Genomic DNA, 5543 nt, shown 5'->3' with positions numbered 1-5543 from the left:
GTACTGCAGGGGGGACCCTGTGGGAGAGTAGGACGCCGCCGAACAATCATTGTGAAGAACCCCCGCCGGGTCATCCGGCGGGGGTTCTTTGCGTTTTCGGCATTTCCGGGCCGGACGTTCTCCCGATCAGAGGGCGAGCTTGAAACCGACGTGGGAGGCGACGAATCCGAGGCGCTCGTAGAAGCGGTGCGCGTCGGTGCGGGTGACGTCGGAGGTGAGCTGGACCAGCTCGGCGCCGAGCTCGCGGGAGCGGTCGACGGCCCACCGGATCAGGTCGGTGCCCAGGCCGGTGCCGCGCTCGTCGGCGTGGATGCGGACGGCCTCGATGACGGTGCGGGTGGCACCCTTCCGGGAGAGGCCGGGGACGACGGTCAGCTGCAGGGTGCCGATGGTCCGGCCGGCGCGTTCGGCGACCACGAGGTGCTGGTGCGGGTCGGCGTCGATGCGGGCGAACGCCGTCAGGTAGGGGGTGAGGTCGTCGGGGCTCTCGCGGGTCGCGCCGAGTGCGTCGTCGGCGAGCATGGCGACGATGGCCGGGAGGTCGTCGCCGGTGGCCCGGCGGATCGTCAGATCGTTCATGATCACACTCTAGGAGGGCCGGGAAGACCGCTGGGGGCCGGCCCGGGCTCCCGGGGCTCCCGTCGGCCTGCCCGGGCCGCCGCGGGCTCCGCAGGGGCCGCCCGGGAGCGGTTCGCGCCCGCCCCGGGGTGAGCGGTCGTCACGTGCCGGGCGCCGTGCTGGTGATGACGGCGAACACGGCTCCCTGCGGGTCCTCCAGCCGGCCCAGCCGGCCGACGCCGTGCACGTCCGCGGCGGGGAGCCGGACGGTCGCGCCGAGCCGTTCGGCGGTGGCGAGGCAGGCGTCCGCGTCGGTGACCTCGAAGTAGGGGAGCCAGTGCGAGGAGACGCCCGCGGCGGTCTGCGCGGGGTCGAGCTGGACGATGCCGCCGTGCGCGTCCTCGGTGCCGCCGCCGGCCGGGGTGAGGACGGTGTACAGCTCCTCGCCCAGCGGGACGTCCCGCTCCTGCCAGCCGAAGACCGTCCGGTAGAAGGCCTTGGCGGCCTCGGCGTCGATGCTGTGGCACTCGGTCCAGCAGAGGCTGCCGGGCTCGCCGACGGTGTCCAGGCCGCGCAGGTGGTGCGGCTGCCAGACGGCGAAGCCGGCGCCGGTGGGGTCGGTGAAGCCGGCCGTCCGGCCGCTGTCCAGGACGTCGTACGGGGGGAAGCGGACCCGGCCGCCGGCGCCGCGGACCAGGGCGGTGGTGCGGTCGGCGTCCGGGGTGCGGAAGTGCACGGTCCAGGCGGGGCGGGCGAGGGCGCCGGTGAGCGGGCCGACGGCGGCGACCGTGCGGCCGTGCTGTCGGAGGAACCCGTGGCCGCCGGCCTGCGGACCGGCCGGGACGAGGGTCCAGCCGAACACCGCGCCGTAGAAGGCGGCCGAGGCCGCGGGGTCGGTGCTGCCGAGGTCCAGCCAGTCGGGGGAGCCGGGGCTGAAAGCGGTGCTGAGCATGACGGTCTGCCCCTTCGGCCACGGACCCGGCCCCGCCCCGGTCCCCTCCAGCCTGACACCCGGGACGGGGGTGTCGCACCCGGACGGTACGGTGCGTAGCGGAAGTCGTCCCGCACGGTGATAGGGGGCCCGGTGGCCAGGCAGACAGTGGCGCGGACGGGCACGGGCACGGGCACGGGCAGCGGTCCGGGGGCCGGCCAGGCGGCGCCGCCGCGTCAGCTCGCCCAGGTCGAGGGCGTACTGGAGCGGATCACCTACGCCAACGAGGAGACCGGCTACACGGTGGCCCGGGTGGACACCGGCCGGGGCGGCAACGACCTGCTGACGGTGGTGGGCGCACTGCTGGGCGCGCAGCCGGGGGAGTCGCTGAGGCTGCACGGGCGGTGGGGGTCGCATCCGCAGTACGGGCGGCAGTTCGTGGTGGAGAACTACACGACGGTGCTGCCGGCCACGGTGCAGGGCATCCAGCGGTACCTGGGGTCGGGGCTGATCAAGGGGATCGGGCCGCGCTTCGCGGAGCGCATCGTGGAGCACTTCGGGGTGGACACCCTGGAGGTGATCGAGAACGAGCCGGGCCGGCTGATCGAGGTGCCGGGGCTCGGGCCGAAGCGGACGAAGAAGATCGCGGCCGCGTGGGAGGAGCAGAAGGCCATCAAGGAGGTGATGGTCTTCCTCCAGGGTGTCGGGGTGTCGACCTCCCTGGCGGTGCGGATCTACAAGCAGTACGAGGACGGCGCGATCGGCGTGGTGAAGAACGAGCCGTACCGCCTGGCCTCGGACGTCTGGGGCATCGGCTTCCTCACGGCGGACCGGATCGCGCAGGCCGTCGGCATTCCGCACGACAGCCCGGAGCGGGTGAAGGCCGGGCTGCAGTACGCGCTGTCGCAGAGCAGCGACCAGGGGCACTGTTTCCTGCCGGAGGAGCGGCTGATCGCGGACGGTGTGAAGCTGCTCCAGGTGGACGTGGGCCTGGTGATCGACTGCCTGGCGGAGCTGGTGGCCGCCGAGGGGGTGGTGCGCGAGCAGGTGCCGGGGGAGGGCGGCGAGCCGATCACCGCGGTGTACCTGGTGCCGTTCCACCGGGCGGAGATCTCGCTGGCCAACCAGCTGCTGCGGCTGCTGCGGGCGGACTCCGACCGGATGCCGTGGTTCGGGGAGGTGGACTGGCCGGCCGCGCTCGGCTGGCTGGCGCGGCGCACGGGGGCGGAGCTGGCGCCCGAGCAGGAGCAGTCGGTGCGGTTGGCGCTGACCGAGAAGGTCGCGGTGCTGACCGGGGGGCCGGGGTGCGGCAAGTCGTTCACGGTGAAGTCCATCGTCACGCTGGCGCTGGCCAAGCGGGCCAAGGTGGTGCTGGCGGCGCCGACCGGGCGGGCGGCGAAGCGGCTGGCGGAGCTGACCGGGGTGGAGGCCTCGACGGTGCACCGGCTGCTGGAGCTGCGGCCCGGCGGGGACGCCGCGTACGACCGGGACCGGCCGCTGGACGCCGACCTGGTGGTGGTCGACGAGGCGTCGATGCTGGACCTGATCCTGGCGAACAAGCTGGTCAAGGCGGTGGCGCCGGGGGCGCACCTGCTGTTCGTGGGGGACGTCGACCAGCTGCCCTCGGTCGGGGCGGGGGAGGTGCTGCGGGACCTGCTGGCGGAGGGGGGACCGATCCCCTCGGTGCGGCTGACCAGGATCTTCCGGCAGGCGCAGGAGTCGGGGGTGGTGACCAACGCGCACCGGATCAACGAGGGGCAGTCGCCGCTGACCGAGGGCCTGCCGGACTTCTTCCTGTTCGCGGAGGACGACACGGAGCGGGCGGCGGGGCTGACGGTGGACGTGGTGGCGCGGCGGATCCCGCAGAAGTTCGGCTACGACGCCCGGCGGGACGTGCAGGTGCTGGCGCCGATGCACCGGGGCCCGGCCGGGGCGGGGAACCTCAACACGCTGCTCCAGGCGGCGGTGACGCCGGCCCGGGAGGGGCTGGCGGAGCGGCGGTTCGGCGGCCGGACGTTCCGGGTGGGCGACAAGGTCACGCAGATCCGCAACAACTACGACAAGGGGCGGAACGGGGTCTTCAACGGCACGGTGGGGGTGGTGACGTCCCTCAGCGTGGACGACCAGCGGCTGACGGTGCTCACCGACGAGGACGAGGAGGTGCCCTACGACTTCGACGAGCTGGACGAGTTGGCGCACGCCTACGCGGTGACGATCCACCGGTCGCAGGGGAGCGAGTACCCGGTCGTGGTGATTCCGGTCACCACCTCCGCGTGGACGATGCTCCAGCGAAATCTGCTCTACACAGCGGTGACGAGGGCCCGAAAACTGGTCGTGCTGGTGGGGTCACGCAAAGCGATCGCCCAGGCGGTCCGCAGTGTCAGCGCAGGTCGGAGGCACGCCGCCCTGGACCACCGGCTCGCGACTGGATGATTCTCCAAGGGATGGTTGCCTCTATTGTTCTCTTGACGTGAAGAGATTTACGGCAGAGCCTGGTGGGGTGCCGATCTTGTCCGGTTCGCACCGGCTGCGGCGGCTGGTTTTGTAGGGGCGGGCCCTTTCGGGTCACCCCGGGTGCGCGGCTGTCCGCCGGATGGGGGATGGTAGAGACAGTCAGGGCACCTTGGAAGAGGATTCATTTCGTCGGTGAGGAAGACGTGAGCGACAACTCGGTAGTACTGCGGTACCAGGACGGCGAGTACGAGTACCCCGTCGTCGAGAGCACTGCGGGCAACGCCGGCTTCGACATCTCGAAGCTGCTCCCGCAGACCGGCCTGGTCACCCTGGACAACGGCTTCGGCAACACCGCCGCCTACAAGTCCGCGATCACCTTCGTGGACGGTGACAACGGCATCCTGCGGTACCGCGGTTACCCGATCGAGCAGCTCGCCGCCAAGGGTGACTTCATCGAGACCGCGTACCTCCTGATCAACGGTGAGCTGCCGGACGCCGGTCAGCTGGCGGAGTTCAACCGCGAGATCACCCAGCACACCCTGCTGCACGAGGACGTCAAGCGCTTCTTCCAGGGCTTCCCGCGGGACGCCCACCCGATGGCGATGCTGTCCTCGGTGGTCGGTGCGCTGTCGACGTTCTACCCGGAGAGCCACAACCCGTTCGACGCGGCCCAGCGCCACCTGTCGACGGTCCGCCTGCTGGCGAAGCTCCCGACCATCGCGGCGTACGCGTACAAGAAGGCGATGGGCCAGCCCTTCGTCTACCCGCGCAACGACCTGAGCTACGTCGAGAACCTCCTGCGGATGACCTTCGCGGTCCCCGCCGAGGACTACGAGCTCAACCCGGTCGTCGTGAACGCGCTCGACAAGCTGCTGATCCTGCACGCGGACCACGAGCAGAACTGCTCGACCTCCACCGTGCGCCTGGTCGGCTCCAGCCACGCCAACCTGTTCGCCTCGATCTCGGCGGGCATCTCGGCGCTGTGGGGCCCGCTGCACGGCGGCGCCAACCAGGCCGTGCTGGAGATGCTGGAGAGCATCCAGAAGGACGGCGGCGACGTCGACGCCTTCATCACCAAGGTCAAGAACCGCGAGGCCGGCGTCAAGCTGATGGGCTTCGGCCACCGCGTGTACAAGGCCTTCGACCCGCGCGCCGCGCAGGTCAAGCTGCTCGCGCACGAGGTGCTGTCCCAGCTCGGCAAGTCCGACGAGCTGCTGGAGATCGCGCTCAAGCTGGAGGAGCACGCGCTCAAGGACGACTTCTTCGTCTCGCGCAAGCTCTACCCGAACGTGGACTTCTACACCGGTCTGATCTACCGCGCGATGGGCTTCCCGACCAGCATGTTCACCGTGCTGTTCGCCCTCGGCCGGCTGCCGGGCTGGATCGCCCACTGGCACGAGATGATCAACGACCCGACCAGCCGGATCGGCCGTCCGCGGCAGATCTACACGGGCACCGAGATCCGCGACTACGTCGAGATCGACGCCCGCTGACCCGGTGCGACCGCACCGTTCGCACTGACGCCGTGCGCACGCCCTGACAGCGTGCCCCGAGGGCCCGGCCGCACTCCTGCGGCCCGGCGGCGCCGTCGGGCCGGTGC

The 5543-nt window shown here is 71.4% G+C and carries 4 protein-coding genes; 2 read left to right on the top strand and 2 right to left on the bottom strand.

Features of this window, described 5'->3' with window-relative positions; all coding sequences use genetic code 11:
- Positions 1-126 precede the first annotated feature (126 nt).
- Positions 127-579 (bottom strand): GNAT family N-acetyltransferase, encoded by a 453-nt coding sequence (locus ACFCX4_RS34350; protein ID WP_376151078.1) that lies wholly within the window; start codon positions 577-579, stop codon positions 127-129.
- A gap of 139 nt (positions 580-718) precedes the next feature.
- Complete coding sequence (locus tag ACFCX4_RS34345; RefSeq protein WP_376151076.1) at positions 719-1510, bottom strand: VOC family protein; 792 nt, start codon at positions 1508-1510, stop codon at positions 719-721.
- Positions 1511-1750: 240 nt separating this feature from the next.
- On the opposite strand from ACFCX4_RS34345, the gene ACFCX4_RS34340 reads away from it, so the two are divergent.
- Together ACFCX4_RS34340 and ACFCX4_RS34335 are read left to right on the top strand one after the other, a co-directional pair.
- Positions 1751-3922, top strand: a complete 2172-nt coding sequence (locus tag ACFCX4_RS34340; RefSeq protein ID WP_376151080.1) for an ATP-dependent RecD-like DNA helicase — start codon at positions 1751-1753, stop codon at positions 3920-3922.
- A 224-nt stretch (positions 3923-4146) separates the two neighbouring features.
- Positions 4147-5436 carry a citrate synthase gene (locus ACFCX4_RS34335; protein ID WP_376151074.1) on the top strand — a complete coding sequence of 430 codons (1290 nt, stop codon included), beginning with the start codon at positions 4147-4149 and terminating at the stop codon, positions 5434-5436.
- The last annotated feature ends 107 nt before the right edge of the window (positions 5437-5543 follow it).

Origin of the sequence: Kitasatospora sp. NPDC056327 (genome assembly GCF_042261735.1) — a bacterium.
Taxonomy (GTDB): Bacteria; Actinomycetota; Actinomycetes; order Streptomycetales; family Streptomycetaceae; genus Kitasatospora.
This window is presented reverse-complemented; position numbering and strand designations above follow the sequence as displayed.

Coding starts and splice junctions, on each gene's coding strand:
- ACFCX4_RS34350 (WP_376151078.1), bottom strand. CDS start 579: ATGAACGATCTGACGATCCGCCGGGCCACCGGCGACGACCTCCCGGCC.
- ACFCX4_RS34345 (WP_376151076.1), bottom strand. CDS start 1,510: ATGCTCAGCACCGCTTTCAGCCCCGGCTCCCCCGACTGGCTGGACCTC.